Raw genomic sequence first — 24066 nt, forward strand, 5'->3', positions numbered from 1 at the left:
GAGACACGGAACCGTGACGGACATCGTCGACGAACTGAAGTGGCGCGGGCTGCTGGCCCTGTCCACTGACGAGGACGCCTTGCGCAAAGCGTTCGCGGACGGTCCCGTCACGTTCTATTGCGGTTTCGACCCGACCGCGCCCAGTCTGCACCTGGGCAACCTCGTGCAGATCCTGACCATGCGCCGCATCCAGCAGGCGGGCAACCGTCCGCTGGGCCTGGTCGGCGGGGCCACCGGGCTGATCGGCGACCCGAAGCCCAACTCGGAGCGCACCCTGAACGCGCCGGAGGTCGTCGCCGCCTGGGTGGAACGGCTGCGCGGGCAGATCCAGCCGCTGCTGGACTTCGAGGGCCCGAACGCCGCCGTCATGGTCAACAACCTGGACTGGACCCAGGGCATGTCGGCCATCGAGTTCCTGCGCGACGTGGGCAAGCACTTCCGGGTCAACAAGATGATCGCGAAGGAGGCCGTCTCCCGGCGGCTCAACTCCGACGCGGGCATCAGCTACACCGAGTTCAGCTACCAGATCCTCCAGGGCATGGACTACCTGGAGCTGTACCGGCGCTACGGCTGCACCCTCCAGACCGGTGGCAGCGACCAGTGGGGCAACCTGACCTCCGGCACCGACCTGATCCACCGGGTCGAGCCGGGCGCCGAGGTGCACGCGCTGGGCACCCCGCTGATCACCAAGGCGGACGGCACCAAGTTCGGCAAGACCGAGTCCGGCACGGTGTGGCTGGACCCGGAGATGACCACGCCGTACGCCTTCTACCAGTTCTGGTTGAACGCGGACGACCGGGACGTGTCGAAGTTCCTCCGGATCTTCAGCTTCCGGTCCCGTGAGGAGATCGAGGAGCTGGAGCGGGCCACGGAGGAGCGTCCGCAGGCCCGGGCCGCGCAGCGGGCGCTGGCCGAGGAGCTGACGACGCTGGTGCACGGTGCGGACCAGTGCGCCGCGGTGACGGCCGCCTCCCGGGCGCTGTTCGGGCAGGGCGAGCTGGCGGACCTGGACCCGGCCACGCTGGCGGCGGCGCTCTCCGAGGTGCCGCACGCCCGGGTCGAGGCCCTGGGTCCGGTGGTCGACCTGTTCGCCGCGGTGGGCCTGGTGGCCAGCAAGTCGGCCGCGCGGCGCACCGTGAAGGAGGGCGGCGCCTACGTGAACAACGTCAAGGTGACCGGCGAGGACGCGGTGGCCGAGGCCGCCGAACTGCTGCACGGCCGCTGGCTGGTGCTGCGGCGCGGCAAGCGGAACCTGGCGGCGATCGAGCTGGCCGCTCCCGGCGACGGGACCGCCACCGGCTGAGCTCGCTGCGAGCGCGGGAACGGGTTCGGGGAGGGGCCGGTGCCGAGGCACCGGCCCCTCCCCGTTCTCCCGCGCGGGGCTTCAGGCGCGTTGCTTCTTCTTGTTGCCCCACAGCGCCAGGTACGCCATGTCGCCGAGTCCGACGACGACGATCGCCGCGATGAGCTGGAGGGTGTGCCTCCCCCAGTCGAAGCCCTTGGTCTCCGCGATGCCGAACGCCGCGGCCAGGGAGTTGCCGATGATCGCTCCGATCATGCCGAAGATCGTCGTCAGCCACAGCGGGCTGTGCTGCTTGCCCGGGAGGATCGCCTTGGCGATGAGTCCCAACACGAAACCGACGATGATCGCCCACAACCAGCTCATGGGTGCCTCCTGATTCGGCTCGACGCGTGGTTCGTCGTGCGTGCCCCCAGTGTCCGGCCGATGGCCCTACGGCGCACGTCGGACGGGCCGGTCGGCATCCGGCCGACCCGACCGGGGGCACCGCCCCTCCCCGGTCTCGTCCGCAACGGGACCGGGGCGTACGGTGAAAGCGGTTCGGGCCGGCGTGGGCCCGACGGACTGGGGCGGTGGTGGAATCCGATGCGGAAGCAGGGCGACGGCGAGGTCTTCCGGATCACGGGGGCCCGGCAGGGGCTCACCGAGGACGTCCAGCGCAGACAGCGGCGGTACGTGATCTCGATGTCCGTCCGCACGGTGTCGTTCGTCCTCGGCGCGGCCCTGTGGGACGTGCAGCGATATGTGGCCATCGTGGCGCTCGTCCTCGGCATGGTGCTGCCGTACATCGCCGTGGTGATCGCCAACGCGGGCCGGGAGAACGCTCCTTCCCTCCCGTCGATCTTCGTCGCGCCGCCCGTGCGGCCGGTCCTGTCGGGACCTGCGGCGGAACCCGGTGCACAATCCCCGGGGCGGACCTCCGGGGAGGGCGGCGGGGGCGGCGCGGGCCCCACCGGGGGCGGTTCGGGCTGAGCGGAGCCATTGCGCCAAGCTCAAGAAGTGCTCAAATCAATCATGCGAATCCTGTGCCGGCTCCCGGGTGACGCGTGACATACTGCGTACGCGCTCCGCATCCCCCGTCGGAGCGACTGACCGACGCCGGGCAGCTCCCCCCGTGGCTGCCCGGCGTCGTGGTGTCCGGGCCCGTGCGGCCCGGCCGCGCCACGAGGGGCTCGCGGCGCTTAGTGTGGTGGGGTGAACGCGCTTTCCCCGCACCCCGATGCGCCCTTGCCCGCCGAGCCCCCGAACCCGCCCGGCTCCGAGGGCCGCTTGGGCCTCCCGGGGTTGTTCGGCACCGCTCCCGAGGCGGTGCCCGGCCCTCCGGTCTGCTCGGCCAAGGGCTGCCGGGCCGCCGCCGTGTGGGTGCTCGCCTGGAACAACCCCAAGCTCCACACGCCCGAGCGGCGCAAGACCTGGCTCGCCTGCGAGGAGCACCGGGAGCACCTCTCCCAGTTCCTGGGGGTCCGCGGCTTCCTCAAGGACGTGGTGCCGCTCGCCGACTGGAGCGAGCCGTCCGCGGAGGGCTGAGCCCGGTCCCTTCCGGGGCGCGTCAGCCGCCGATGGCGGACATGGGGCGGTCGGGCTGGCGGAACGACGGGGCGTCGAGACCGGAGCCCGGCGCCTTGCCCCGCATGGCGCGGCGCCAGAGCCGGACGATCTCCTCCTCCGTGCGCTGCGGGCCGTGACCGGCCCGCAGGGCGGCCCTCAGGTCCGTCTCCTCGCGGGCGAACAGACAGGTGCGGACCTGCCCGTCGGCGGTCAGCCGGGTGCGGTCGCAGGCCGCGCAGAACGGGCGGGTGACCGAGCCGATCACACCGACCCGCTGCGGGCCGCCGTTCACCAGCCAGCGCTCGGCCGGTGCCGAGCCCCGGTCCCCGTCCCCCGCCGGTTCCAGGGTGAAGCGGGTGCGCAGGGAGGCCAGGACGTCGCTCGCGGTGATCATCCCGTCCCGGCGCCAGCCGTGCTGCGCGTCGAGGGGCATCTGCTCGATGAACCGCAGCTCGTAGTCGTGGTCGAGGGCCCAGGCCAGCAGGTCGGGGGCCTCGTCGTCGTTGAGGCCGGGCATCAGGACGGCGTTGACCTTGACGGGGGTCAGTCCGGCGGTGCGGGCCGCAGCGAGGCCGGCGAGGACGTCGGGGAGCCGGTTGCGGCGGGTGAGCGCCTTGAAGACCTCGGGGCGCAGGGTGTCCAGGGAGACGTTGACCCGGTCGAGGCCGGCGGCGCGCAGCGCGGGTGCGGTGCGGGCCAGGCCGATGCCGTTGGCGGTGAGCGAGATCCGGGGCCGGGGCGCCAGTTGCGCGACCCGCGCCACGATCCCGACCAGGCCGGGCCGCAGCAGGGGCTCGCCCCCGGTGAAGCGGACGTCGGTGATCCCGAGCCGGGTGACCGCGATGCGCACCAGCTCCACGATCTCGTCGTCGGTGAGGACCTCGGACTTCGCCAGCCAGGCCAGGCCCTCTTCCGGCATGCAGTACGTGCAGCGGAGGTTGCACCGGTCCGTGAGGGAAACCCGCAGGTCGGTGGCGGTGCGGCCGTGGGTGTCGCTGAGCATGTCGGCCCCCTGCCCGGTGGTGTCTCGGTGTGTCGGCGCGTCGTCCCGGGCGGTCGGCCACGGATCGTTCCGTGCGCTCGGGTGCACCGGGGCCACTGGCACGAGCCTACGCGAGGGCGCCGACACCGGCGGTGAGGACGGTCGGAGCCCGCCCCGAGGGGCGGGCTCCGGTGGCGGGCGGGGCGGGCCCGGTCAGTGGGCGCCGGTGCCGGTGAGCGAGCGGACCTCCAGTTCGGCGTACTTGCCGCGGTCGGCGGTCTCCTTGGACAGCACGGTGCCGAGCCAGCCGAGGAGGAAGCCGAGCGGGATGGAGACGATGCCCGGGTTCTCCAGCGGGAACCAGTGGAAGTCGACGTCCGGGAACATCGAGGTGGCCTTGCCGGAGACCACCGGGGAGAAGAGCACCAGGACGACCGCCGAGGTCAGACCGCCGTAGATGGACCACAGGGCGCCACGGGTGGTGAACCGCTTCCAGAACAGGCTGTAGAGGATGGTGGGCAGGTTCGCGGAGGCGGCGACGGCGAAGGCGAGCGCCACCAGCCCGGCGACGTTGAGGTCGCGGGCGAGGGCGCCGAGTCCGATGGAGACGACGCCGATGGCGACGGTGGCCAGCCGGGCGGCCCGCACCTCCTGTTGCTCGGTGGCCCGCCCCTTCTTGATGACGTTCGCGTAGATGTCGTGGGCGAACGAGGAGGAGGAGGCGAGGGTGAGCCCGGCGACCACGGCCAGGATGGTGGCGAAGGCGACGGCGGAGATGGTGGCCAGCAGGACGGCGCCCCAGGTGGAGTCCACGCCGCCGATGTGCAGGGCGAGCAGGGGGGCGGCGGTGTTGCCGGCCTTGTTGGAGGCGGTGATCTCCTCGGGCGCGATGAGGGCCGCGGCGCCGAAGCCGAGGGCGATGGTCATCAGGTAGAACGCGCCGATGATGCCGATGGCCCAGTTGACCGACTTCCGGGCGGCCTTGGCGGTGGGCACGGTGTAGAAGCGGATGAGGATGTGCGGCAGTCCGGCGGTGCCCAGGACCAGGGCGATGCCCAGCGAGATGAAGTCGATCTTCGAGGTGGCGGTGGCGCCGTACTTGAGGCCGGGCTCCAGGAAGGCAGCGCCCTTGCCGCTGTTCTCGGCGGCCTTGCCGAGCAGGTCGGAGACGTTGAACTGGAACTTGAGCAGCACCAGGAAGGTGATCAGCAGGGTGCCGCCGATGAGCAGGACCGCCTTGACCATCTGGACCCAGGTGGTGCCCTTCATCCCGCCGATGGTGACGTAGAGGATCATCAGCACCCCGACGAGGGCGACGATCAGGACCTTCCCGCTGTCGCTGGTGATGCCGAGCAGCAGGGAGACCAGGACGCCGGCCCCGGCCATCTGGGCGAGCAGGTAGAAGATGGACACGACGATGGTGGAGGTGCCGGCGGCGGTGCGCACCGGGCGTTGGCGCATCCGATAGGCGAGGACGTCGCCCATGGTGTAGCGGCCCGAGTTGCGCAAGGGTTCGGCGACCAGCAGCAGCGCCACCAGCCAGGCGACGAGGAAGCCGATGGAGTAGAGGAAGCCGTCGTAGCCGAAGAGGGCGATGGCGCCGGCGATGCCCAGGAAGGAGGCGGCCGACATGTAGTCGCCGGAGACGGCGAGGCCGTTCTGGAAGCCGGTGAACTGCCGCCCGCCCGCGTAGAAGTCGGCGGCGTCCTTGGTCTGGCGTCCGGCCCACACGGTGATGAACAGGGTGGCGACGACGAACGCGGCGAACAGGGAGATGATCAGCGGCCGGTGCTCGCTGGCCTCGGAGGAGGCGGCGAGGACGGTCGGGGCGAGGTGTGCGGTCGCGGGGCTCATGCGCGGTGCTCCATCCGGTCCTTGATGGCCTCGGCCCGGGGGTCGAGGTGGGTGGCGGCGTGCCGGGAGTACCACCAGGCGATGAGGAAGGTCGTCAGGAACTGCGCGAGGCCCAGGACGAGGGCGACGTTGACGTTGCCGAAGAGCCGGGTGCCCATGAACGCGCCCGCGTAGTTGGAGAGCAGGACGTACAGCAGGTACCAGGCGATGAAGGCGACGGTCAGGGGGAAGGCGAACGAGCGGTAGGAGCGGCGCAGTTCGGCGAACTCCGCACTCTCCTGGACCGCGAGGAACTCCTCGGTGGAGGGGAGGTCGGCACGGGGGTCGGGAGCGTCGTCGGAGTGCGGTGGGGGTGGTGCGTCGGTGGCCACAGAGTCTCCTCGCGGTGCGGATGCGATGGACGGGGGGTGTGAACCCGGTGTGGTGCGCGATGCGGTGGTGCGGGGTGCCGTCGGATCGCCCGGGGCGGCGGGTGCCGCGACCGGGGACGACGGCACCGGTGCCGCTGACGGTGTGCGGGGTTCCGGCGCGGGCGCCGGGTGGGGGACGGAGGCATCAGTCATGTCGGTGTCCGACCTCACGGTGATGTGGATCACGCGAGCCCGATGGATGCTAGGCCCCTCGGGCGTGATCCGACAGGGGGCTGTCTGGCGGGTGCCGCATGCCCAACGTCGTGGCGGGGGCCGAGGAAGCGGTGCGCGGACGATCGCTTCGGGACCGAACGGGTGTGCGGCCGGCGGTCCCTGACGGGTCGGCGGCCGGGTCGGCGCCCGGGGTCACCCGCAACTGGACGCGCATAGAACGGCTCGTTCGGCATTTCTTCGGGAAATCATTGAAGGGCGGGGACGGCGGGGGATAACTTCACCCTGAGTTCTACGTCATGTACCTGCCCGATCCGATGACCCGCGGTCGGGTTGCCCCCCGTTTCCGGATGATGTGGAGATCCCATGGTTCCGCTGCGCTCCAGACGACGGTCCGCCCTGACGGTGCCGGTCGGTCTGGCGCTCGTCGCCTCGCTCGGCTTCCTGCCGGGCACCGCGACCGCCGTGCCGGACGGCTCGGCCGAGGCCCCCACGGCCTCGACGACCGCGGCCGGCTCGAAGCTGGCGTACGTGGTCAACACCCGGGCCGACCGCAAGACGGTCGCCGCCGTGCGCCGGGCGGTCGAGAAGGCCGGCGGCGAGGTCGTCATCGCGTACGAGAAGATCGGCGTGATCGTCGCCCACTCGGCCGACCCGGACTTCGCGAGGACGATGCGCGCGGTGCGCGGCGTCGCCTCCGCCGGCGCGACCCGCACCGCACCGCTGAGCCCGGCCGGCACCACCCAGGAAGGCCCCCCGCAGTACCTGTCCGAGGCCGCGACCAACGCCGCCACCCGACCGTCCGCCCTGACCGCGGGCCGGGAGGGCGCGGCGCCGGACAGCGAGCCGCTGGAAGCCGAGCAGTGGGACCTGCGGGCCATCGGCGCGGACAAGGCCGCGAAGATCAACCCCGGTAGTTCCAAGGTGACCGTCGCCGTCATCGACACCGGCGTCGACGACACCCACCCGGACCTGGCGCCCAACTTCTCCGCCGCGCAGTCCGCGAACTGCGCGGGCGGCAAGCCCGACACCTCGGCGGGCGCCTGGCGCCCCGACACCCCGCAGGACTACCACGGCACGCACGTGGCCGGGGAGATCGCCGCCGCCCGCAACGGCATCGGCGTCGCCGGGGTGGCGCCCGGGGTGAAGGTCTCCGGCATCAAGGTGACCGACCCGGCCAACGGGCTGTTCTACCCGGAGAGCGTCGTGTGCGCCTTCGTGTTCGCCGCCGACCGCGGGGTCGAGATCACCAACAACAGCTACTACGTGGACCCGTGGCTGTACAACTGCACGGCCGACCCCGACCAGCGTGCCGTGGTCCACGCCGTCAACCGGGCCCAGCTGTACGCCCAGCGCAAGGGCGTCCTGCACCTGGCCTCGGCGGGCAACTCCAACCACGACCTCGCCGCCGACGAGATCCTGGACGACTCCAGCCCCAACGACACGGTCCCGGTCCCGCGGACCGTCGACCCGAGCAAGTGCTTCGACCTGCCGACCCAGCTCCCGGGCGTGGTCACGGTCAGCGCGACCGGCTCCAAGGGCTTCAAGTCGTACTACTCCTCGTACGGCAAGGACGTGGTGGACGTCGCGGCCCCCGGTGGCGACCGCCTCTACCAGATCCCGGACACCCCCTCGAAGAACGGGCGCATCCTCTCCACCATGCCCGGTGGCGAGTACGCCTGGCTCCAGGGCACCTCGATGGCCGCTCCGCACGCCGCCGGGGTCGCCGCGCTGTTGAAGTCCCGGCACCCGTGGGCCTCCCCCGCCGTGCTCCAGACCCTGCTCAAGGCGCAGGCGGACAACCCGGGTTGCCCGACCGGCCCGTTCGACCCCGACGGTGACGGGGTCGCCAACGCGGTCTGCGAGGGCGACCGGCGCACCAACGGCTTCTACGGCCACGGGGTGGTCGACGCGCTCGACGCCGTCGACTGACCCGACCCGCGCACCACCGACCGGAGGGTGCGGGGACGGTCCCCCGTCCCCGCACCCTCCGGCCCCCGGCCGAACCGCTCCCGAGGCCCGCCCTCCGTCGTCGAGCCCGTGCCCGTGCGCACGCCTCGACCACACCCCCACCCCGGCGCGCCGTGCGCGCGCCGACCGAACGAACTGGAGTTCCCATGGCCCCCCGCCTCCCGCGCACCCGTCGCGCCGTGGCCGTCCCGCTGGGCATGGCCCTCGCCTCCACCCTGGCCTTCCTGCCGCAGGCCACCCCGGCCGCCGCGGCCGACACGGAGATCACGCCGTCCGCCCTGACCGCGGCGGCCGAGGGCACCAACCTCAGCTACGTCGTCAACCTGCGCCACCACAAGGCCACCGACTCCGTCGAGCGGGCCATCACCCGGGCCGGCGGCACCGTCGTCGCCACCTACCGGAAGATAGGCGTGATCGTCGCCCACTCCGCCGATCCGGAGTTCGCGAAGGTGCTCCGCACCGTGCGCGGCGTGGAGTCGGCGGGAGCCACCCGCACCGCGCCGCTGCCCGCCCAGGCCACCGAGGTCGTCGGAGCGCCCCGGGCGCTCTCCGCCGAGGAGGTCGCGGCGGCCACCAGGGCGGCGAACGCCACCCAGGACCCGCTCCAGCCGCTCCAGTGGAGCCTGCCGGCGATCAAGGCGGACAAGGCCCACGAGCGCACCCTCGGCAGCAAGGACGTGACGGTCGCCGTCCTCGACACCGGCGTCGACGACACCCACCCCGACCTCGCCCCGAACTTCGACCGGCGGGCCTCCGCCAACTGCGTGTCCGGCAAGGCCGACACCACCGAGGGCTCCTGGCGTCCCGGACCGGGCGAGAGCGCCCACGGCACCCACGTCGCCGGGGAGATAGCCGCGGCCAAGGACGGCGCCGGCATGACCGGGGTGGCACCGGGCGTGAAGGTCTCCGGCATCAAGGTCTCCACCCCGGCCGGCTTCTTCTACGCCGAGGCCGTGGTCTGCGGCTTCATGTGGGCCGCCGAGAACGACGTGGACATCACCAACAACAGCTACTACACCGACCCGTGGTACTTCAACTGCGACGACGACCCGGACCAGCGGGCCCTGGTCGAGGCGGTGTCCCGGGCCGCGCGGTACGCCGAGCGCAAGGGCGCCGTGAACGTCGCCGCCGCGGGCAACGAGAACTTCGACCTCGCCGCCGACGAGTTGACCGACCCGTCGAGCCCCAACGACACCACCCCGGGCACCCGGGTGGTCGACCCCTCCGAGTGCCTCGACATCCCCACCCAGCTCCCCGGGGTGGTGACCACCGCGTCGATCGGCGCCAAGGGCATCAAGTCGTCCTTCTCCAACTACGGCAAGGGCGTCGTCGACATCGCCGCGCCCGGCGGCGACTCCACCGCCTTCCAGCGCCCCGAGGCGCCCGCCACCAGCGGCCTGATCCTCGGCACCCTGCCCGGTGGCCGCTGGGGCTACATGGCCGGCACCTCCATGGCCTCCCCGCACGCCGCCGGGGTCGCCGCGCTCATCAAGTCCACCCACCCGCGGGCCACCCCGGCCCAGGTGAAGGCGCTGCTGTACCGCGGTGCGGTCGCCACGCCGTGCACCGACCCGTACGACATCAACGGCGACGGCAAGATCGACGCCGTCTGCGAGGGCGGCAAGAACCGCAACGGCTTCTACGGCGCCGGTGTGGTGGACGCCCTGAACGCCGTCCGCAAGTAGGGCACCGCCCGTCCGTCCGCGCCCGTCGACCCGAGGGCACGGACGGACGGCCCCTGGGATGCGGGTCCATGAGCGATGACGCGCACTCCGCCGACCCGGCGGTCTGGCGCGGCGAACCGGGCTGACTTGCCCCTGTCCGCACCCGGTGGTGAAGATTCGGTGTGGACTCCCTCCCTCCGATATCCGGGGCGGCGGACGACGCGGTGGCCGCCGGGCCGGAGCCGCTCGCCGCCGCCCGACCGCCGTGGCGCGGCCCCCTCGTCCGTACGGCCGTCGTCCTGGTCCTGCTGCTGCTCGCCGGGCTGATCCCGCTGCTCGGACCGGACTGGGCGTTGGAGGGCACCGGCGAGGACCCGGCGCCGGGCACCGCGGGGATCGGCCTGTTGCGCACGGTCCTGTTCGCGGCGCTCGCCGTCCAGTTCGGCGAGGTCTTCGGCGAACTGCTCGCCCGCCGGGTGCCCGCGCCCCCCGCGGTGGGCCCGCCGCGCCCGTGGTCGGGGTACGCGGCGCTCGCCGGGACGGTGGCCGCCCTGGGCCTGGCCTCGGTGGTGGCCACCGGGAACCTGATGCCCACCAGCCCCGCCGACATGGACATCGGCGGCCTGTACCAGACCAGGGACGGGGCGCTGGCCCTGGTCGAGGTGAACGCCTTCATCGCCGCCGGGCTCCTGCACCGGGCCCGCCGGCTGACCGTCCGGGTGCTGCCGCTGGCCGCGGTGGTGGTCGCCGAGGCGCTGCGCGCCCACCCGGTGACCGAGCAGCAGCCGCTGGTGGGCACGGGCCTGACGCTGGTGCACCTGACGTGCGCCTCGCTGTGGGTGGGCGGTCTGGTGTACGCGGTGCGGGTGGGATGGCAGTGGCGGGCCACCGCCCCCGCGGCGGGGGCGGCGCTGCTGGCGGAGTACGCACGGGTGGCGGCCGGCTGCCTGGTCGGGGTGACGGCGACGGGTCTGGTCAGCACCCTCCGTCGGATGCCGCCGGACACCCTGCTCGACCAGTTGCGGACCACGGCCTACGGGCGGGTGCTGTTCGCCAAGGTGCTGTTGATGGTGGTGGTGGCGGTGCTGGCCCTGGTGGCGCGGCAGCGGCTGCGCCGGGTGGCGCGACGTCGGCGGCGGGCCCGCCCCGGTGATCCGCTGGCCGCGTTCGCCCCGGCCCGGGCGGAGGTCGCCGTGCTGGGCCTGGTGGTGGCGGTGTCGGCCCTGCTCACCGCGGTGCCGGTGCCGATCCGGTGGGGTTCCCTGTGGTGGTGAGCGACGGCTCGGGCAGCCCTCGGGCGTGGGCGGCGAGCACCCCGGCGGCCAACAGGAACTGGGCGGCCAGGTAGGTGAGCATGACCCAGGCGTCCGGGCGCGGGAGTTGCGGCCAGTCGGCGATGCCGGTGGCGATGAGCGTGTCGGAGAGGAGGAACAGCGCCCCGCCGAGCCCGGCGAGCGGGCCGAGGGAGGCCGCCCGGAACGCCACGACGGTGAGCAGCACGCTGTAGAGCGCCACCGGCACCCGCAGCCCGGCGGGCAGGTCCGGCCACAGCAGGGCGACGACGACCACCAGGGCGGTGGCGTACCCGAGACCGAGGGCGGTGCGCCGGGCCCGGGCGCCCGGGTCCGGGACGGCGGCGGGCCGGGCGTGGCGGGCGAAGAGGGCCAGGTAGCAGAGGTGGCCCACGGCGAAGGAGCCCATGCCGGCGAGGAACGCGAGGTCGTCGTCGACGAGGAGCAGCACGTCACCGCCCCACCCGCAGAGCAGGGCCGCGGTGAGCAGCCGGGGCCCGCCGCACAGCGCGGCGCAGGCCGCGAGCAGGAGCAGCAGCACGGGTTTGACGGTGGTGTGCCCGGCGGACGAGCCCGCGAGCAGGAGCGCCACATCGGCGGTGGCGGCCACCGCGTAGGCGAGGAGCAGGGCCCGGACCGCAGTGGAGCGGTGGGGCGATGCGGGGTGCGGGATCACGCGGGGCCCCCGGCGGACGTGCGCGGCACGCGCGCGGGAACGGACCGCACCGCGGCGGCGAACGACGACATGGGTGCACCGTACGGCGCGCCCCTCGATCACCACCAGACGGAGTTACCGACAAGTATGTCCCTGGTGGCGGACCCGGTTCCTGTGCACCTCCACCAAAAGCGGACGGACTCACACCCCCGCCGCGCCCAGCAGCGAGCCGACCCCGTAAGTGATCCCCATCGCGAGCGCTCCCCCGCCGACGTTGCGCAGCACCGCCCGACCGGGGGCCGCGGCACCCAGCCGGGCACTGGCCCAGCCGGTGAGGACCAGGGCGGCCAGCACCGACAGCACGGTCACCCCGAGTCGCCAGTCGGCGGGCGGCAGCACGATGGCCAGCAGCGGCAGCAGGGCGCCGACCGTGAAGGCGAGGAAGCTCGCCCAGGCCGCGTGCCAGGGGTTGGTCAGCTGGTCGGGGTCGATGCCGAGCTCCACCCGGGCGTGCGCCCGCAACGGGTCCCGGGCGGTGAGCTGCTCGGCCGCCTCCCGGGCCACCTCGACGCTCAGCCCGCGGGCGGTCAGCATCTCGGTCAGCTCGGCCAGTTCCGCCTCCGGCTCTTCCGCCAGCTCCCGACGCTCCTGGGCCAGGGCCGCCTTCTCGGAGTCCCGCTGGGTGGAGACCGAGACGTACTCGCCCGCCGCCATCGACAGCGATCCGGCGAGCAGCCCGGCGAGCCCGGCCGTGAACAGCGCGGCCCGGTCATCGGTGGCGCCGGCGACGCCGACCACCAGTCCCGCCGTCGAGACCACTCCGTCATTGGCGCCCAGCACGGCGGCCCGCAGCCAGTTGAGCCGGCCGCCGAGCGCACCGCCGTGGGCCTCCTGGTGCCGCGCACCGGCGGGCTGGGGTGTCGGTTCGCTCACCGAGTGAGCGTCCCACCCCGGGGTGCGCGGGACGCGGAGCCCGACCCGGCGAGCCGCCCGGACTCCGCGCCCGCCCGCCGGCTCAGCCCTGCTGGGGCCCGGCCTGCTGGACGACCTCGAAGGACCACACCGTGGAGGCGGAAGCGGCGGGCTTGGGCCGCTCCCCCTCGGTGGCGCCGCCCCGGTGGGCCGACCGCATCGGCCCGTCCATCCACTTCTGGAAGTCCTCCTCGCTGCGCCAGCGGGTGTAGACGAGGTACTGGTCGGTGCCCTCGACCGGCCTCAGCAGCTCGAACCACTCGAAGCCGTCGGAGTTCTCCACGGCGCCGGCCCGGGCCGCGAACCGCTGCTCCAGCACCTCGCGCTGCTCGTCCGGGACGGTGAGGACGTTGATCTTCACGATGCTCATGCGCCCATCCTGCCGTGCGGGGCGCTGGGCGGGCGGGTCGGGGTCATGCGGGGTGCCCGTTTCCCCTCGCCCGCCGCGGAAGCGGTCTAGCTTTGGCGTGATGACCAAGACCGCCGTGGTGCCGGGCCCCTGGGGTTCGCTCCGCGGTGCCCGACGGCGCAAGTCCGCACGGACGGGAAAGGGGAATGGGACGTGGAGACCTTTTCGGGGGTGTGGCTCAGCCGCTACGAGTTCTTCTCTTCGGGTCGGGACGACTCGTACGAGGGCCGGCACTACGTGGTGGTCGTCCAGCACGGGAACCGGCTGACCGTTCGGAGCCTGCCTGGGGCCAGCAGCAATCCGGACAGCCCGCTCACGCTGGACCTGACCGTCGACCGCAACGTGGTCACGGGTACGTGGGTCGAACAGACGGCAGCGGACGGCTACTACAACGGGGCCCGCTACCACGGCGCCATGCAGCTCCTGGTGGAGCCGACGGGGCGGCGCATGGCCGGGAAGTGGGTCGGCTTCGGCAAGGACTTCGACGTGAACACCGGGCCGTGGGAGCTGCGGTGGATGGACCGGTCCACCAACAAGGCGACCCTGGAGCGGTACAGCCGACCGCCGGAGTAGGACGAGACCGCCACGCGAACGGCGTATCGACTCCGTCACCGGGTGTAATATCTTCGCCCCTGAACCCGACATGAGGGACGGAGTCATGGGTAGGCCCCTCAAAGAGCTGACACCTGACAAGAGCGTGCAGGATCTGATCGGTTGGCGCATCCGGAAGCTCCGGATGGAACGGAAATGGGGCGTCGACGAACTCGCCGCCAAGGTGTTCGTCACCCCGGGACGCATCACCCAGGTCGAGACCGCCAACGACCCGCCCGGCAGGGAGTTGACCAAGCAGATCGCGGAGGTGCTGGGCGCACAGGACCTGGTCGAGCTGTGGCCGTTGATGAAGCTGGACAAGTTCAGGGACTACGCCAAGCTGTTCCTACGGGACCAGGCGGTGGCCCGGACCATCCACGAGTTCTCGCCGGTCGTGCCCGGGCTGCTCCAGGTGGCCGACTACTCCCGGGCGCTCATGGGGTTCTCCTACCCCACGCAGTCCGCGGACTTGGAGGACGCCGTCACACGGCGGATGGAGCGGAAGTCCATCTTCGAGCGGACCGACCCGCCCTGGCTGTGGGTGGTCCTCGCGGAGGGGGCGCTGACCCAGGTGCAGGGCAGCCCCGAGGTGATGGTCCAACAGATCGACTTCCTGCTGGAGATGACCACCCGGCGCTGTGTCAACATCCAGATCCTGCCGCTGGAGAGGGCGTCGGTGCCCGAGTCGATCAGTCTTCTGTCCCTCCCCGGCGGGGAGCACTCCGCGTACACCGAGGGATACAGCATCGGCACCTACTACCGGGAACCCGAGGACGTGGAGCGGCAGCAGACGATTTACGATCGGCTCCAGGCCGACGCCTTGAGCACGGAGGCGTCGATCCAGGCCATCAGGGACATCCGAAGGAAGCATCGATGACGCAGCCCAACTGGCACATCAGCACCTACAGCGGAGACAACAACAACTGCGTCGAGGTCGCCGTGCTCGACGCCGCGCTGCCGGGTGTGGTCCGCGTCCGCGACACCAAGGACCGGAGCATCCCCGAAATCCAGGCATCCACCACGGCATGGCACCACTTCGTCCGACTCGCGCACCAGCGCTAATCAATCGCACCGCCGAAGGACACAATCGCCCCGCGCGCATCGGCGGGGCGATTGCCCATTCCCCCGCACCGCGAATACCCGCATCACCCACCCGGTGGCCCGGAAATGCCGATTCGACCAGGACGAAACCGGGAAGCAGTCGCCCATGACGCAATCCTCCTGGCACATCAGCTCGCACAGCGGAGACAACAACGACTGCGTCGAGGTCGCCGTGCTCGACGCCACGCTGCCGGGTGTGGTCCGCGTCCGCGACACCAAGGACCGGGCCGTTCCGGAGATCCAGGCGTCCACCACGGCATGGCACCACTTCGTCCACCACGTGCAGCAGCACTGAACACCCGCATCGCTCGGTCGCGGGGGCGGTCACCCGTCTCCCGGCGGAGGTCCCACCCGGCGTCAACACCGCTCCGCAGGGCACCGGTTGACGCACGTTCCAAGGCGGACGGCGGATCGGCGCACTCGTTCGGGCGGCGCCGGACACGGTGTCGGCGACGGGCCGTATCCTCTTTGACCATGCTCGACGACCGAACGACCGCAGCGCACCCGCCCACCTGGCCGACCGCCTACCCCGAGGGGTACGCGGTCGTCGACGTCGAGACGACCGGCCTGGCCCGCGAGGACCGGATCGTCTCCGCGGCCGTGTACCGGCTCGACGCCCGGGGTGACGTGCAGGACCACTGGTACACGACGGTGAACCCGCAGCGGGACCCGGGGCCGGTGTGGATCCACGGGCTCACCAGCGCGATGCTGGCCGACGCGCCCCTGTTCGCGGAGATCGCCGAGGAGTTCGCGGCCCGGCTCGACGGGCGGGTGCTGGTGGCGCACAACGCCGTCTTCGACTGGTCGATGATCGCCCGCGAGTACGCGCGCGCCCAGCGCACTCCCCCGGTGCGGCAGCGGCTGTGCACCATCGCACTCTCGAAGGAACTGGGGCTTCCGCTGCCCAACCACAAACTGGAGTCGCTGGCCGCCCACTTCGGCGTGGTGCAGCAGCGGGCCCACCACGCGCTGGACGACGCGCGGGTGCTCGCCGAAGCCTTTCGGCCGAGCCTGCGGGCCGCCGCCTCGGGCGGGGTGCGGCTGCCGCTGCTGGAGTGCCGGCCGCTGACCGAGTGGGTCGGCGGTTCGACGCCGACGATCGGGCGGCAGACCTCCCACCGTGCGGGCGGCTCCTCGGGGTACGGGGCGAGCTGGCGCCCGTCCCGCAAGCGTCCCCCGTGCCCGCACCCCAACCCGGGGCGCTACGAGCCGGGCGGGGCGCTCAAGCAGGGGATGCGGGTGGCGTTCTCCGGGGACACCTCGGTGGAACGGGAGCTGCTGGAGGACCGAGCGGTGGAGGCGGGGCTGCACATCGCGACGAGCCTGTCCCGGTTGACCAGCCTGCTGGTCACCAACGACCCGGACTCGGGCACCTCGAAAACGGCGAAGGCCAAGCAGTTCGGCACGCCCGTGATCGACGAGGCGGCCTTCGGGCAGCTCCTGCGGGACGTCGAACCGGCGGACGGCGCGGCGAGCGGCTGACCGTCCCGCGCCGCCTCCCCCGCCGGTCGGATCGTGGATCGAGCGGAGGAACGGGGAGGTGGCCCGCCCCTCCGCTCGTGACCGCCCGTCCGAGCCCCGCTCCCCCGCCGGCACCCCCCTGGCGACGGCGGGGCCCCGGCCGAGTTGTACGGTCGGGGGGTGTACCGCTTCCTGTTGTCCCGGCAGTGGGTGATCCTCACCCTCCTCGCCCTCGCCCTCATCCCCACGATGATCGAGTTGGGCTTCTGGCAGTTCCACCGGCACGAGAACCGGATCGCCCACAACCAGCGGATCGAGGCGGCGATCACGGCGGCTCCGGTGCCCGTGGCGGAACTGACCTCCCCGGGGCGGACGGTGTCCGACGAGGAGCGGTACCGCCGGGTCACCGCCGAGGGCACCTACGACACCGAGCACCAGTACGTGGTGCGCCGACGCACCAACGCCGACGACCAGATCGGGGTGCACGTGCTGACCCCGTTGGTCCTCGACGACGGCACGGCGCTGCTGGTCAACCGGGGGTGGATCGCCTCGAACGGGCCGCAGACCCGGCTGCCGCGGATTCCGGAGCCCCCGAGCGGCGAGGTCACCGTCACCGGCCGACTGATGCCCGACGAGACCACCGCCAAGAGCGGCATCAAGGACCTCAAGGGCCTGCCCGAGGGCATGGTCATGCTGATCAACGGCGCCGCGCTGGCCGAGGACATCGGCCGGCCGGTGCTCGGCGGCTTCATCGAGCTCTCCGCCCCGGAACCCTCCGGCGGCACCCCCCAGCTGCTTTCCTCCCCCGACCACAGCGGCATCGGCGCGCACATGGCGTACGCCGTGCAGTGGTGGCTGTTCACCGCCGCGGTGCCGGTGGGCTGGGTGATCCTGGTCCGCCGCGAACTGCGGGACCGGGCCGCGGCCCGTGCCCAGGAACAGCAGGCGGCGGAGCAACCGCCGGCGACCGCCGGGGTCTGACCCGGGGGGCCGTCTCTTCGCCCTCGCCGCGGCGGGGCAGGATGGGGCCATGGATCTGGGATTGAAGGACCGCGTCTACGTCGTCACCGGTGCCACCCGGGGGCTCGGCCACGCCACCGCCCGTGCCCTCGTCGACGAGGGGGCCAAGGTGGTGGTCACCGGACGGGACGAGGCCGGGGTCGCGGAGGCCGCCGCCGCGCTCGGCCCGCAGGCCGTGGGGCTGGCCGCGGACAACGCCGACCCCGGCACCGCCGAGCGACTGGTCACCGCCGCCCGGGAGCGCTTCGGCCGCTTCGACGGCGTCCTGATCAGCGTGGGCGGGCCGACCCCCGGGTACGTCGCCGACAACACCGACGAGCAGTGGCGTGCCGCCTTCGAGTCGGTCTTCCTCGGGGCGACGCGGCTGGCCCGTGCCGCCGCCGCCGAACTGGGCGAGGGCGGGGTGATCGGCTTCGTCCTCTCGGCCTCCGTGCACGAGCCGATCCCCGGGCTGACCATCTCCAACGGGCTGCGCCCCGGTCTCGCGGGCTTCGCGAAGTCCCTGGCCGACGAGTTGGGGCCCCGGGGGGTACGGGTGGTGGGCCTGCTGCCGGCACGGATCGACACCGACCGGGTGCGCGAGTTGGACGCGCTGTCGGCCGACCCGGAGGCCACCCGCGCCGGGCACGAGGCGAAGATCCCGCTGCGCCGCTACGGCACGCCCGAGGAGTTCGGCCGGGTCGCCGCGTTCACCCTCTCGCCCGCCGCCTCGTACCTGACGGGGATCATGCTGCCGGTCGACGGCGGCGCCCGACACGGTTTCTGACCGGACCCACCGGCCCTCCGGCTCGGCAGGGCCGGTCAGTTCACGCGCCGGGCTCCGTGCCGTACGGCGCGGAGCCGGACCGCCGCGGGCAGTCGGGCGAGGCCCGCGGCGGACCGGGCGGGGGCGAGCACCTCGTCGGCGAGGTGCCGCACCGCGTCCCGGGGGACGCCGTGCGGCTGGAGGACCAGGCGCAGCCGGGCGCTCGGGGCGGTGCGGCGCCCGGTGAGCTTCGCCTCGGCGTGTTCCACCCCGTCCAGGGCGCCGGCCTCGGCGGCGAGGGCGGTCTCCAGGGCGTGGCCCCGGACCAGGGCCCCCTCCCCGTCGCGGCTGTCGACGAGGAGTTCGGCGAGCCGGCGGCGGCGCAGCACCGACGCCAGCCACCACAGGGCGAGCAGCACCAGCACCGCCAACACCGCGATCACCACGGGCCACCACCAGCCCTCGTTCCGCCACCGGGTGCGCCGGGCGGCGCTCAACAGCACGTCGTGCCGGTCCTCGTACACCCACCAGGAGGGCGGGCGCACGCCGAGCCCCACCAGCAGGACGCTGCCCCCGCCGACGAGGAGGACCAGCCCGAGCAGGGCGAGCAGGACCCGGTTGACGGTCGTGAGCACCGGGCTCACCCCTTCCTGCCGGGTCGCCGCACCCGCAGCCCCAGGGACGGGGGGCGGGCCAGACCCAGGTGGTCGATGCCTTCGGTGAGCACGGAGTCGAGGTCTCCGCGGACCTCGTCGAGGTCGCGGAAGTGGGAGACGGCGCGGGCGTCCACCCGGCGGCGGCGCACCCGCACCCGGACGGACTGCACCCCGGAGACCTCCACGGCCCGGTCCCGCAGGATCATGGCGGCGGCCTTGCGGTCCAGGGCGACCCGGAGGTCCGGGTCGGGGGTGCGCATCGGCAGCAGGCCGCGCCGGCCCGGGGTGAGCGCGAGGACGAGCAGCAGCAGTCCGAGGGCGGCGGCGACCCCGGCGCCGACGAGGACGGCCGGGTCGTCCAGGGGGCGGGTCGCGAGTCCGTCGGCGAGCCGTCGGCGCCAGTCCATCGCCGGGTGGCCGGCGCGCACCGCGGCGACGTCGTAGAGCAGCAGTCCGGCGCCCGCGGCCAGCAGGAGGGCCGCGAGCCCGGCGGGCACCCGGCGGGCGGACCAGAAGCGGCGCGGCACCCGGTGTCCGGTTCCCGGGTCCTCCTCGGCGTCCGGGGCGGGCGGGTCGAGGACGGGGGCGGGCGGACGGGGTTCGTTCATCGCAGGTTCCCCCGGGTGTCGTCCGCCCGCGGGGAGTGGAGCCGTTCCACGAGGACGGTGACCTCGGGGACCTCCATGCCGGCGAGGCCCTGCACCCGTTCGGTGACGCGGTGGCGCACGGCCGCGCAGCGGGCGCCGATGTCGCAGGGGTAGCCGAGTTCCAGGACGACCCTGATCCGGGCGCTGTCCTGGTGGACGGCGACGGTCGCGTGCGGTGGGGCGCCCGGGGCGGCGCCGGGCGGCCCGGGGTCGGTGGCCAGGGCTTCGCGGGCCGCCCGGGCCGCGATCTTGGCGATGACGCGGTCCGCGATCCGGGTGGCGCCCCGTTCGCCGCGCTCGGCGCGTCCCGTGGGGCCGTGGGCTTCGACCGGCTCGGCGACTCGTGCGGGCACCCGTCACCGCCGCCGGTCGTCGCGGGCGCGGAAGAAGTCCCCGGGCTCCAGGTCCCCGTCCAGGAACCGGCCGCCCAGGAAGCCGACGGCGCCGAGGGCCGCCACCAGCAGGAAGGCCCCGAAGCCGCCGAAGTACCCGGCGAAGGCCAGTGCCATTCCGGCGATCATGCCGATCACGGCCATGCTCATCGTGCGCTCCTCTGCGCGAGTGCGGTGCGGTCCGGTGTCCGCCGGGCCCACGGGCCGCCGTGCGGCCCGCCCGGGACGGTGCTCACTGGAGCCGCGACTCGGGCTCCTCGTCCTCCTCGTCGGGGAGCTTGACGTCGCTCACGGCGATGTTGACCTCGACGACCTCCAGTTCGGTCATCCGCTCCACGGCCGCGATGACGTTCTCCCGCACCGCGCGCGCCACGTCCGCGATCGCCACTCCGTAGTCGACCACGATCTCCAGGTCGAGGGCGGTCTGCACCTCGCCGACCTCGGCCTTGACGCCCCGGGTGACGGACTTGGAGCCGCCGGGTACCCGGTCGCGGACCGCGCCGAAGGTCCGTGACAGTCCGCTGCCCATCGCATGGACGCCGACGACGTCCCGGGCGGCGAGCCCGGCGATCTTCTCGACCACGCCGTCGGCGATGGTGGTGCGTCCCCGGCTGGCGGGGTCGCCCCCGCCGCTCCGCTTGGTCGTCGACGCGTCCGGGTTCTTGCGCTCTGTGGTGTCGGTCATCGCGGTTCCCTCTCACCGGGTCGTCCGTCCTGAAAACCACGGTATGCGGGGTTTGCGGAGCGCGCGCTGGGAGCTGCGGCGGCTGGAGCAAGCGGCGGGCGTCCTTCCCGGCCGGGCCGGTCAGTCGTCGAGCCCGGCCAGGTCCCGGAGGCGGCGGGTCTGGGCGGCCCGCTCGGCGGCGCACTGGGCCGCGAGGTCCCGCCCGGTGGCGCCCTGGAGCAGGGCCTTGGTCTCGATGACGGCGTCCCGGGGTGCGGCCAGCAGGGCGGCGGCGAGTTCGGTGGCGGCCTCGTCGAGCTGGTCGTCGGGGACGACGAGGTTGACGAGGCCGATGCGTTCGGCTTCGTCCGCCCGGACCAGACGGCCGGTGACGCAGACCTCCAGGGCGCGGGCGTAGCCGATCAACGCGACCAGGGGGTGGGTGCCGGTGAGGTCGGGGACCAGGCCGAGGCCGGTCTCGCGCATGGCGAACTGGGCGTCCGCTGCGGCCACCCGCAGGTCGCAGGCGAGGGCGAGCTGGAATCCGGCACCGATGGCGTGTCCCCGGACCGCGGCGACGGACACCAGGTCGGGCCGGCGCCACCAGGTGAACGCCTCCTGGTACCCGGCGATGACGGCGTCCACCTCCGCGTCGCCGCCACGGGCGAGGTCGGTGAAGGACGGTTCGCCCGGGAGGCCCTCGGGGGTGAAGGCCCGTCGGTCCAGCCCCACGGAGAAGGACGGCCCCTCACCGCGGAGCACGACCACCCGCACGCTGCCGGGCAGCGTGCGCCCGGCCTCGGCCAGGGCACGCCACAGGGCGGGGCTCTGGGCGTTCCGCCTGGCCGGGTCGGTCAGGGTGACCGTGGCGAGCGGGCCGTCGACGGCGAGCCGTACGCCGTCGTGGTCGAGTACGGACATGGGGGCGCCTCCGAGGGGTGCGGTCCGGGGCCGGGGCGTACCGGTGCACTCGATCGGCCGAAGGGCTCCTCGGTGTGCACGGCGTACGCGGGCGCCCGCAAGTGACTGCACAGTAACCACCCGGTCGACCCACGGGCCGACCGGGTGGCCACACCGGAGCCGGTGGAGCCGCCCGGGACGTCAGTCGAGGGAAGCGGTCTTCTTGCCGCGCGTCGCCCCGCCGCGTCCCCGCAGCGTGACGCCGGATTCGCTGAGCATCCGATGGACGAAGCCATACGAGCGGCCGGTCTCTTCGGCCAGCGCCCGGATGCTCGCACCGGAGTCGTACTTCTTCTTCAGGTCTGCCGCGAGCTTGTCGCGCGCGGCGCCGGTCACCCGGCTGCCCTTCTTCAGAGTCTCGGCCACCCGTGCCTCCTCGTGGGAAGTGCGCTCTGGACTTCTCATGATCACCCCTCCCGGGCTTCCTGGCCACCCATTCGACAAGGTCGATACGGCAACGGGGGGCGCAGCGGAAGCCATCGCCACGAGGGGAATCTTTACCTCCGCCCCCGACCGAACGGGGGGAGGGGGTGACGCCCTCGACGAATCGGCAGGTCAGGGCGGGCGGGCCCGAGCGAGGCGGAACCTTTGATTCCGTCGAGAAAAGTCCCTGTAGGACACACCGCTGCACTAGGAGATCTCACATCTTTGGTGGATCACGGCTAGGCCGAATGATCCACGCGCCGTGGATCACCCCGGCGATCGACCGCTGTCCGGGGCTGCGGACGCCCACCGGTGACCGTGCGGTCACCGGTGGCGGGCGCCGCGCGCCGGGTGCGTCAGGCGAGAGCGATCAGGTCGGCGTAGTCCGCGCCCCACAGGTCCTCGACGCCGTCCGGCAGCAGGATGATCCGCTCGGGCTGGAGCGCCTCGACGGCCCCCTCGTCGTGGGTGACCAGGACGACGGCGCCCTGGTAGGTGCGCAGCGCGCCCAGGATCTCCTCGCGGCTCGCCGGGTCGAGGTTGTTGGTCGGCTCGTCCAGGAGCAGCACGTTCGCCGAGGAGACCACCAGGGTGGCCAGGGCCAGACGGGTCTTCTCGCCGCCGGACAGGACGCCCGCCGGCTTGTCGACGTCGTCGCCGGAGAACAGGAACGAGCCCAGCGTCTTGCGCACCTGGACCAGGTCCAGGTCGGGGGCGGCGGAGCGCATGTTCTCCAGGACCGTGCGGTCCGGGTCCAGGGTCTCGTGCTCCTGGGCGTAGTAGCCGAGCTTCAGGCCGTGGCCCTCGACCACCTGGCCGGTGTCCGGCTTCTCCACCCCGGCGAGCAGCCGCAGCAGGGTGGTCTTGCCCGCGCCGTTCAGTCCCAGGATCACCACCCGGGAGCCCTTGTCGATGGCCAGGTCGACGTCGGTGAAGATCTCCAGCGAGCCGTAGGACTTGGACAGGCCCTCGGCGGTGAGCGGGGTCCGACCGCAGGGCGCCGGGTCGGGGAAGCGCAGCTTGGCCACCTTGTCGGACTGCCGGACGTCTTCGAGGCCGGACAGCAGCCGCTCGGCGCGGCGGGCCATGTTCTGCGCGGCGACCGTCTTGGTGGCCTTGGCCCGCATCTTGTCGGCCTGGGCGTTGAGCGCGGCGGCCTTCTTCTCGGCGTTCTGGCGCTCGCGCTTGCGGCGCTTCTCGTCGGCCTCGCGCTGCTGCTGGTAGAGCTTCCAGCCCATGTTGTAGACGTCGATCACGGACCGGTTGGCGTCCAGGTAGAACACCTTGTTGACGACCGTCTCGACCAGGTCGACGTCGTGCGAGATGACGATGAAGCCGCCGCGGTAGGTCTTCAGGTAGTCGCGGAGCCAGACGATGGAGTCGGCGTCGAGGTGGTTGGTGGGCTCGTCCAGCAGGAGCGTGTCGGCGTCCGAGAAGAGGATGCGGGCCAGCTCGATGCGGCGGCGCTGACCGCCGGAGAGGGTGTGCAGCGGCTGCCCCAGCACCCGATCGGGCAGGTTCAGCGCGGCGGCGATGGTGGCGGCCTCGGCCTCGGCGGCGTACCCGCCCTTGGTCAGGAACTCGGTCTCCTGGCGCTCGTACTGCCGCAGCGCCTTCTCGCGGGTGGCGCCCTGGCCCGTCGCGATCCTCTCCTCGTTCTCGCGCATCTTGCGGATCAGGGTGTCGAGGCCGCGGGCCGACAGGACCCGGTCGCGGGCCAGCATGTCGAGATCGCCGGTGCGGGGGTCCTGGGGCAGGTAGCCGACCTCCCCGGAACGGGCGACGGTACCGGCGGCGGGGATGCCCTCGCCCGCCAGGACCTTGGTGAGGGTCGTCTTGCCGGCGCCGTTGCGGCCGACCAGGCCGACGCGGTCGCCCTTGGCGATGCGGAAGGTGGCGGATTCGATGAGGACGCGGGCACCGGCGCGCAACTCGATGCCGGAAGCGGTGATCACGGACGGACTCCTGGGCGGGATGGACGGCGAGGTGGGCAACGAGGGCGGCGACGCCGTCTAGTGCACGAGGAGAACAGCCATGGGAGGAGTCTAACGGGCGCGCGCAAGCGGATTTCCCGGCGCGACCGCACCGCCGGGCCCGCCCCCGTCGCGCGGCGGGCGGGCCCCCGGGGCCGGTGCCAGACTGGGCGGGGGGCACGCGCTCCGGCTCCGCGAACGGTTC

At 73.0% G+C, this 24066-nt stretch carries 27 protein-coding genes and 1 pseudogene; 13 read left to right on the forward strand and 15 right to left on the reverse strand.

Translation table 11 applies throughout. From position 1 onward, the window contains the following. The first annotated feature begins 13 nt into the window (after nucleotides 1-13). Nucleotides 14-1303 carry a tyrosine--tRNA ligase gene (tyrS, locus tag ABT092_RS16180; protein ID WP_351244208.1) on the forward strand — a complete coding sequence of 430 codons (1290 nt, stop codon included), beginning with the start codon at nucleotides 14-16 and terminating at the stop codon, nucleotides 1301-1303. 81 nt (nucleotides 1304-1384) lie between these two features. On the opposite strand, the gene ABT092_RS16185 is transcribed toward tyrS, so the two are convergent. After that, entirely contained in the window at nucleotides 1385-1666 is a 282-nt protein-coding gene (locus ABT092_RS16185; protein ID WP_351244210.1) for a GlsB/YeaQ/YmgE family stress response membrane protein, read from the reverse strand. Nucleotides 1667-1885: 219 nt separating this feature from the next. Between ABT092_RS16185 and ABT092_RS16190 the strand changes: the two genes are divergently transcribed. Further along, nucleotides 1886-2272, forward strand: a complete 387-nt coding sequence (locus ABT092_RS16190) for a DUF3099 domain-containing protein (RefSeq protein WP_351244212.1) — start codon at nucleotides 1886-1888, stop codon at nucleotides 2270-2272. Between the two features lie 312 nt (nucleotides 2273-2584). Further along, nucleotides 2585-2827 (forward strand): hypothetical protein, encoded by a 243-nt coding sequence (locus ABT092_RS16195; RefSeq protein ID WP_351244368.1) that lies wholly within the window; start codon nucleotides 2585-2587, stop codon nucleotides 2825-2827. A gap of 22 nt (nucleotides 2828-2849) precedes the next feature. Here the strand turns inward: ABT092_RS16195 and moaA are convergent, their stop codons facing one another. The 3 genes from moaA to ABT092_RS16210 form a co-directional block, all read right to left on the reverse strand. Then, nucleotides 2850-3851 (reverse strand): GTP 3',8-cyclase MoaA, encoded by a 1002-nt coding sequence (moaA, locus tag ABT092_RS16200; protein ID WP_351244214.1) that lies wholly within the window; start codon nucleotides 3849-3851, stop codon nucleotides 2850-2852. Between the two features lie 192 nt (nucleotides 3852-4043). After that, on the reverse strand, nucleotides 4044-5684 hold the full coding sequence (locus ABT092_RS16205; protein WP_351244216.1) for a monocarboxylic acid transporter: 1641 nt from the start codon (nucleotides 5682-5684) through the stop codon (nucleotides 4044-4046). Then, the gene (locus tag ABT092_RS16210; RefSeq protein ID WP_351244217.1) at nucleotides 5681-6055 is read right to left on the reverse strand and encodes a DUF485 domain-containing protein; all 375 of its coding nucleotides are present in this window, start codon (nucleotides 6053-6055) and stop codon (nucleotides 5681-5683) included. The genes ABT092_RS16205 and ABT092_RS16210 overlap by 4 nt, the downstream gene beginning before the upstream one ends. 576 nt (nucleotides 6056-6631) lie before the next feature. On the opposite strand from ABT092_RS16210, the gene ABT092_RS16215 reads away from it, so the two are divergent. From ABT092_RS16215 to ABT092_RS16225, 3 genes are all read left to right on the forward strand, one after another. Then, nucleotides 6632-8197: a S8 family serine peptidase gene (locus tag ABT092_RS16215; protein ID WP_351244219.1), complete on the forward strand. Its 1566-nt coding sequence runs from the start codon at nucleotides 6632-6634 to the stop codon at nucleotides 8195-8197. Between the two features lie 185 nt (nucleotides 8198-8382). Next, the gene (locus ABT092_RS16220) at nucleotides 8383-9921 is read left to right on the forward strand and encodes a S8 family serine peptidase (protein WP_351244221.1); all 1539 of its coding nucleotides are present in this window, start codon (nucleotides 8383-8385) and stop codon (nucleotides 9919-9921) included. A gap of 203 nt (nucleotides 9922-10124) precedes the next feature. Further along, the gene (locus ABT092_RS16225; RefSeq protein ID WP_351244370.1) at nucleotides 10125-11174 is read left to right on the forward strand and encodes a CopD family protein; all 1050 of its coding nucleotides are present in this window, start codon (nucleotides 10125-10127) and stop codon (nucleotides 11172-11174) included. On the opposite strand, the gene ABT092_RS16230 is transcribed toward ABT092_RS16225, so the two are convergent. From ABT092_RS16230 to ABT092_RS16240, 3 genes are all read right to left on the reverse strand, one after another. Further along, a complete protein-coding gene (locus ABT092_RS16230) occupies nucleotides 11128-11868 on the reverse strand; it encodes a lysoplasmalogenase (RefSeq protein ID WP_351244223.1) in 741 nt (246 codons plus the stop codon). The two genes, ABT092_RS16225 and ABT092_RS16230, sit on opposite strands and share 47 nt — an antisense overlap. A 180-nt stretch (nucleotides 11869-12048) precedes the next feature. Continuing rightward, nucleotides 12049-12780 (reverse strand): VIT1/CCC1 transporter family protein, encoded by a 732-nt coding sequence (locus ABT092_RS16235; RefSeq protein ID WP_351244225.1) that lies wholly within the window; start codon nucleotides 12778-12780, stop codon nucleotides 12049-12051. An 82-nt stretch (nucleotides 12781-12862) separates the two neighbouring features. Then, complete coding sequence (locus tag ABT092_RS16240) at nucleotides 12863-13189, reverse strand: antibiotic biosynthesis monooxygenase family protein (RefSeq protein WP_351244227.1); 327 nt, start codon at nucleotides 13187-13189, stop codon at nucleotides 12863-12865. A gap of 129 nt (nucleotides 13190-13318) precedes the next feature. Here ABT092_RS16240 and ABT092_RS16245 point away from each other — a divergent pair. The 7 genes and pseudogenes from ABT092_RS16245 to ABT092_RS16275 all read left to right on the forward strand — a co-directional run. Then, nucleotides 13319-13801 (forward strand): annotated as a pseudogene (locus ABT092_RS16245) (XRE family transcriptional regulator); the annotation flags it as partial. A gap of 85 nt (nucleotides 13802-13886) precedes the next feature. Beyond that, nucleotides 13887-14696, forward strand: a complete 810-nt coding sequence (locus ABT092_RS16250; RefSeq protein ID WP_351244229.1) for a helix-turn-helix domain-containing protein — start codon at nucleotides 13887-13889, stop codon at nucleotides 14694-14696. After that, entirely contained in the window at nucleotides 14693-14881 is a 189-nt protein-coding gene (locus tag ABT092_RS16255; RefSeq protein WP_351244231.1) for a DUF397 domain-containing protein, read from the forward strand. Before ABT092_RS16250 ends, ABT092_RS16255 begins: the two co-directional genes overlap by 4 nt. A gap of 145 nt (nucleotides 14882-15026) precedes the next feature. Next, nucleotides 15027-15215 (forward strand): DUF397 domain-containing protein, encoded by a 189-nt coding sequence (locus ABT092_RS16260; RefSeq protein ID WP_351244233.1) that lies wholly within the window; start codon nucleotides 15027-15029, stop codon nucleotides 15213-15215. Between the two features lie 179 nt (nucleotides 15216-15394). Further along, nucleotides 15395-16402 carry a DEDDh family exonuclease gene (locus ABT092_RS16265; RefSeq protein WP_351244235.1) on the forward strand — a complete coding sequence of 336 codons (1008 nt, stop codon included), beginning with the start codon at nucleotides 15395-15397 and terminating at the stop codon, nucleotides 16400-16402. 159 nt (nucleotides 16403-16561) lie between these two features. After that, nucleotides 16562-17362: an SURF1 family cytochrome oxidase biogenesis protein gene (locus ABT092_RS16270; protein WP_351244237.1), complete on the forward strand. Its 801-nt coding sequence runs from the start codon at nucleotides 16562-16564 to the stop codon at nucleotides 17360-17362. A 49-nt stretch (nucleotides 17363-17411) separates the two neighbouring features. After that, nucleotides 17412-18167 carry an SDR family oxidoreductase gene (locus tag ABT092_RS16275; RefSeq protein WP_351244239.1) on the forward strand — a complete coding sequence of 252 codons (756 nt, stop codon included), beginning with the start codon at nucleotides 17412-17414 and terminating at the stop codon, nucleotides 18165-18167. A gap of 35 nt (nucleotides 18168-18202) precedes the next feature. Here ABT092_RS16275 and amaP read toward each other — a convergent pair whose 3' ends face one another. The 8 genes from amaP to abc-f form a co-directional block, all read right to left on the reverse strand. Then, a complete protein-coding gene (gene amaP, locus ABT092_RS16280) occupies nucleotides 18203-18781 on the reverse strand; it encodes an alkaline shock response membrane anchor protein AmaP (protein WP_351244241.1) in 579 nt (192 codons plus the stop codon). Between the two features lie 5 nt (nucleotides 18782-18786). Continuing rightward, nucleotides 18787-19410, reverse strand: a complete 624-nt coding sequence (locus ABT092_RS16285) for a DUF6286 domain-containing protein (RefSeq protein WP_351244243.1) — start codon at nucleotides 19408-19410, stop codon at nucleotides 18787-18789. Beyond that, nucleotides 19407-19802, reverse strand: a complete 396-nt coding sequence (locus ABT092_RS16290) for a hypothetical protein (protein ID WP_351244245.1) — start codon at nucleotides 19800-19802, stop codon at nucleotides 19407-19409. The genes ABT092_RS16285 and ABT092_RS16290 overlap by 4 nt, the downstream gene beginning before the upstream one ends. Nucleotides 19803-19805: 3 nt before the next feature. Further along, nucleotides 19806-19991: a hypothetical protein gene (locus ABT092_RS16295; RefSeq protein WP_351244247.1), complete on the reverse strand. Its 186-nt coding sequence runs from the start codon at nucleotides 19989-19991 to the stop codon at nucleotides 19806-19808. A gap of 82 nt (nucleotides 19992-20073) precedes the next feature. Continuing rightward, a complete protein-coding gene (locus ABT092_RS16300; RefSeq protein ID WP_351244249.1) occupies nucleotides 20074-20526 on the reverse strand; it encodes an Asp23/Gls24 family envelope stress response protein in 453 nt (150 codons plus the stop codon). Between the two features lie 120 nt (nucleotides 20527-20646). Then, nucleotides 20647-21426 (reverse strand): enoyl-CoA hydratase/isomerase family protein, encoded by a 780-nt coding sequence (locus tag ABT092_RS16305; protein ID WP_351244251.1) that lies wholly within the window; start codon nucleotides 21424-21426, stop codon nucleotides 20647-20649. Nucleotides 21427-21606: 180 nt separating this feature from the next. Further along, nucleotides 21607-21831 carry a helix-turn-helix domain-containing protein gene (locus tag ABT092_RS16310; RefSeq protein WP_351244253.1) on the reverse strand — a complete coding sequence of 75 codons (225 nt, stop codon included), beginning with the start codon at nucleotides 21829-21831 and terminating at the stop codon, nucleotides 21607-21609. Between the two features lie 413 nt (nucleotides 21832-22244). Beyond that, nucleotides 22245-23843: a ribosomal protection-like ABC-F family protein gene (gene abc-f, locus ABT092_RS16315; RefSeq protein ID WP_351244255.1), complete on the reverse strand. Its 1599-nt coding sequence runs from the start codon at nucleotides 23841-23843 to the stop codon at nucleotides 22245-22247. Nucleotides 23844-24066 lie beyond the last annotated feature (223 nt).

The sequence above is a fragment of the Streptomyces sp. NPDC002490 genome, assembly GCF_040296045.1.
GTDB lineage: Bacteria > Actinomycetota > Actinomycetes > Streptomycetales > Streptomycetaceae > Streptomyces.

Bases quoted from the DNA above. Each gene is read 5' to 3' on its own strand.
- ABT092_RS16205 (WP_351244216.1), bottom strand. From the start codon at position 5,684: ATGAGCCCCGCGACCGCACACCTCGCCCCGACCGTCCTCGCCGCCTCC.
- ABT092_RS16300 (WP_351244249.1), bottom strand. From the start codon at position 20,526: ATGACCGACACCACAGAGCGCAAGAACCCGGACGCGTCGACGACCAAG.
- ABT092_RS16240 (WP_351244227.1), bottom strand. From the start codon at position 13,189: ATGAGCATCGTGAAGATCAACGTCCTCACCGTCCCGGACGAGCAGCGC.
- ABT092_RS16265 (WP_351244235.1), top strand. From the start codon at position 15,395: ATGCTCGACGACCGAACGACCGCAGCGCACCCGCCCACCTGGCCGACC.
- ABT092_RS16190 (WP_351244212.1), top strand. From the start codon at position 1,886: ATGCGGAAGCAGGGCGACGGCGAGGTCTTCCGGATCACGGGGGCCCGG.
- ABT092_RS16220 (WP_351244221.1), top strand. From the start codon at position 8,383: ATGGCCCCCCGCCTCCCGCGCACCCGTCGCGCCGTGGCCGTCCCGCTG.
- ABT092_RS16255 (WP_351244231.1), top strand. From the start codon at position 14,693: ATGACGCAGCCCAACTGGCACATCAGCACCTACAGCGGAGACAACAAC.
- ABT092_RS16285 (WP_351244243.1), bottom strand. From the start codon at position 19,410: ATGAACGAACCCCGTCCGCCCGCCCCCGTCCTCGACCCGCCCGCCCCG.
- moaA (WP_351244214.1), bottom strand. From the start codon at position 3,851: ATGCTCAGCGACACCCACGGCCGCACCGCCACCGACCTGCGGGTTTCC.
- ABT092_RS16215 (WP_351244219.1), top strand. From the start codon at position 6,632: ATGGTTCCGCTGCGCTCCAGACGACGGTCCGCCCTGACGGTGCCGGTC.
- ABT092_RS16260 (WP_351244233.1), top strand. From the start codon at position 15,027: ATGACGCAATCCTCCTGGCACATCAGCTCGCACAGCGGAGACAACAAC.
- ABT092_RS16305 (WP_351244251.1), bottom strand. From the start codon at position 21,426: ATGTCCGTACTCGACCACGACGGCGTACGGCTCGCCGTCGACGGCCCG.
- ABT092_RS16250 (WP_351244229.1), top strand. From the start codon at position 13,887: ATGGGTAGGCCCCTCAAAGAGCTGACACCTGACAAGAGCGTGCAGGAT.
- ABT092_RS16295 (WP_351244247.1), bottom strand. From the start codon at position 19,991: ATGAGCATGGCCGTGATCGGCATGATCGCCGGAATGGCACTGGCCTTC.
- ABT092_RS16275 (WP_351244239.1), top strand. From the start codon at position 17,412: ATGGATCTGGGATTGAAGGACCGCGTCTACGTCGTCACCGGTGCCACC.
- ABT092_RS16185 (WP_351244210.1), bottom strand. From the start codon at position 1,666: ATGAGCTGGTTGTGGGCGATCATCGTCGGTTTCGTGTTGGGACTCATC.